Source organism: Methyloglobulus sp. (assembly GCF_040079455.1).
Taxonomy (GTDB): domain Bacteria; phylum Pseudomonadota; class Gammaproteobacteria; order Methylococcales; family Methylomonadaceae; genus Methyloglobulus.
On the sequence record NZ_JBEBKJ010000154.1, the window covers coordinates 1 to 3561 of the forward strand.

Below are 3561 nucleotides of genomic sequence, written 5' to 3' on the forward strand. Positions count from 1 at the left end.
GGCATTGGCTGCCGCGTACCCACGGGGCATAAATAATTTTTGCCGATTTTTCGAGCAGGAGCCCGGAAAAATCTTTCGCAAAAATAGCGGCACTATCATGCGTTCGGGCAGTGCTTAGCTGCCTCTAAACTCAGGTCGGATTCTGAGCTTTGAATGGTTTTAAAGTCGTTATTTCCTAAATCAACCATGGATGACTGCACGATATTACTTTCAATATGCGGCGTGACTGCTATTCCTTTCCCTGAGCGGCACAACGCTATCATCGCTAAATTCTGGATGTCGATGGTGCGCCAGTCGCTCCGGAGTCTCCGCCGCAGGGGTTTTGTAAACAAATTGTTTACGGGCGGGATTGTACGGCGTATTTTGCTTATAGAAATCTTCCCTCATGTGCTTTAATTCTTCTTGGCGATAAACCTTCAGCGGCTTCACAAATTCGTCATGGTTACGACGTAACACCTTGCTTCCCAGTAGTTTTTCATAATCTTTACTCTGGGAAAAAGTTTCGGCCATTATTTCTATCCTTTTATCAAAAGCATCAAACATGTCAGGAATAATGAAATCAATCAGGCCAATTTGCTTGGCTTCTTGCATGCCCATGGGCATGCAAGACTCGGTTATTTCGACGGCTTTCTCATAGCCGACTCGTTTGGGTAATGAATAAGTCCAGTATTCGGAGCCATACAAGCCCATACTTTTGTAATGCGGGTTGAACACCACGCCTGAGCGTACACAAACTTTGTCGCACGCCAGGGCAAACGGTACACCGCCCGCTCCAGCATTTCCATGCACCGCGGCAACCGTGATTTTGTTGGTGGTCGTCAAGATTGAGTAGATCAGGTCGTCAATAGCATTGATATTATGCCAGGATTCCTCGGCGGGGTTAGCTGCCGCTTCGATAATGTTTAAATGAACGCCGTTTGACCAACTAGACCGCCCGCCCATTAACACCAAAATTCGCGTGGGACGGTTACGCACTTCCATAACGGCATCACGCAGGCGTAAACATTGGTCGGTACTCATCGCGCCATTATGGAAATCAAAATGCAAATAACCGACTGCATTTTTTTCTTCGTACCAAATCTCCCTGAATGTATTGACCGTGCTGTGATAAATGCTTACCGGAAGTTCTGGCAACTCTTTTATCCTCTCCCCTAATACCATTGTGGCCGGTAATTTAAAGAAAGGTTTGTCGCCATTATTGGCCTTGCGTTTGAGATGCGATAGCCAGACAGCACCATCAACCGTAGCGCGGCATAAGGCACCTAAGCGGGTGGCTATCAATGATCCTGGTACACCGACAAGGTTATCCTCTTGAGTAGCACCATACAGATAATATTCATTGCCAAGAATGGGGTCGGCAACCCCTGGACTGCCATCAGCCGCGGCTATTTTATTCAGGATGGTTGCGGTGGAGTCGACACGCCAATCAATGCGGCGATCCTCTTGCTTCATGGGAACCCTGAGCTCTCCTCGGACATCCGGTTTGCTGTAATCCAAAGTTTCCGGTTTAAAGTTGATATCCTGAAAGCGTTCAAGCGTTTGCAAAACCACCTTGATAGCTGCTTCTGTAACTTCTATTGTGTAAATACTGCTTTTGTTTCCAGGCCGCATTTTAAAGGTTGAAGTTGCCCAAATATCGCCAGCATCCATTTCTTCTACGGCTTGTAATGCGGTAACGCCCCATTCCAGCTCATTATTTTGTATCGCCCAATCAAGAGAAGAAGGGCCACGATCACCTTTAATACCTGGATGGACGACAATACAAACGTAATGCCGCCAGATGCTTTCAGGAATGCGATGACTCAGGAATGGGCAAAAAATAATGTCGGGCTTAAACAACCGTACACCTTCCAGCATGGTTTGCTCATTAATGGCAACTTCAATAGATACCGTATGTCCCAGTTGCAACAGTTCAACATGAACCCGTTGCGTCAAGCCGTTATATGCTGATGACAGTAGTAAAATTTTCATGGCAGTTATCCTTCTTGTTTTATTAGTATATTTTTAAAGGGTTCTTTATTAGAAGTTACAACTTAATGGTATTTAATTACCGTATCTATGAATTTGTTCGTGTCCGAAGTGCACTACATAGCCTTACTTGCAATAATTTGCAAAACTAAGGATTTTGTGGTTGGTTAAACCATATTTCAATCGATCCGATCACCCGGCTATCTTGAAATAGGATCGATGCTCCTGCGGTGTCGTTTTCAACAGCCGTTGAAAAGTCCGCCGCATCTGTTCAGCATTGCTGAAGCCACAATTGGCAGCCACACTTTCCATAGGCAAGTCGGTTTGCAGCATCATATTTCTGGCCGCTTCCAGGCGAATGCCTTCGACAAATTTTGCCGGTGTCACACCAATTTCCTGACAGAACAACCTGGAAAAATTACGTGGACTCATAGCCATCCGCTCAGCCAATTGTTCAACGCCTAAGTCGGCTTGTGGATTACTGACTATCCATGCCTGTAAATCACGAAAATCTTTACGGGTTTTTGCTTCATTAAATACGTAGCTACTAAACTGCGATTGCCCGCCAGGGCGACGCATAAAAATCAACATCGCGCGAGCCACTCCAGCGGCGACTTCCCAGCCCCAATCATCTTCGATCAAGCTCAATGTCAAATCAATGCCGGCGGTTACGCCGCCGGATGTGTGCATATTGCCATCACGGACAAATATCTTATCCGGCTCAACCCTGATATTGCTGTACTGCTTAGCCATTTCATCACAATACATCCAATGGGTAGTGGCTTTGCGACCATTCAGCAAACCGCTTTCCGCAAGTACTAATGCACCTGAACAGATAGAACCCATCCTTCTTACCTTGGGCATCATGTGTATCAACCAATTTCGCATTTTGGTATCCTGCACGGCTGCTTCGACAGATGCCGATCCAGTTACCAGCAAGGTATCGACACCTTTATCCAACTCTTCGTAGCCTTTATCGGCAATAATACAAATCCCTGACGATGTTTTAACTGGCCCGCTTTTTTCAGCAACAATAGTCAATGTATAGCTAGTCTCGGACGGTGAGACCCGACCCATTTGCCGCAATGCATGATTGGCAAAATTAAACACATCCATCGGGCCGCATACATCTATCAACATGCAGTCTGGATACGTTAACATCGCAATATGCCGATGTTGCTGAATGTAGGTAGGCTTGACGTGATTCATAACAAGCTCCAATGGGTGAACTTAGCAGTTATTCTGCGCTTTTTATTTGCAGTTACAATGACAATAATCCCTCTTTTTCGGACAAAAGTTAGGATAACTGAAAGAGACTGGGGATTTTAGGTTGCCACTTATCAATGACACTTAAGATTAATTGATAGTTTAAGGAATTGCCGAACAAGTTGATTCCGTTCGTTCTCGACTACTGGGATGAGGAGGCAGGGCTACGCAGGAGCAGTTGCCAGAGCTTGTCGAAGGACTTAATTAGAGTTTCTGGTACAATTCATTAATAAAAGGCTGTGCTTAGTCAGTAAGAACTTGTTCAAGATCGTTACGAACCACTGTTAGTTGTGGTCGATTAATGCGTAAAAGCCGAATTTTACACAA

The 3561-nt window shown here is 45.3% G+C and carries 2 protein-coding genes; both read right to left on the reverse strand.

All coding sequences use genetic code 11. The annotated features are described in order from the left end of the window. Window positions 1-210: 210 nt before the first annotated feature. Entirely contained in the window at window positions 211-1971 is a 1761-nt protein-coding gene (locus tag ABL924_RS18155) for a hydrogenase maturation protein (RefSeq protein ID WP_349028503.1), read from the reverse strand. A gap of 189 nt (window positions 1972-2160) precedes the next feature. Beyond that, complete coding sequence (locus tag ABL924_RS18160; protein ID WP_349028504.1) at window positions 2161-3177, reverse strand: GlxA family transcriptional regulator; 1017 nt, start codon at window positions 3175-3177, stop codon at window positions 2161-2163. Window positions 3178-3561: the final 384 nt, after the last annotated feature.

Coding starts and splice junctions, on each gene's coding strand:
- ABL924_RS18155 (WP_349028503.1), bottom strand. CDS start 1,971: ATGAAAATTTTACTACTGTCATCAGCATATAACGGCTTGACGCAACGG.
- ABL924_RS18160 (WP_349028504.1), bottom strand. CDS start 3,177: ATGAATCACGTCAAGCCTACCTACATTCAGCAACATCGGCATATTGCG.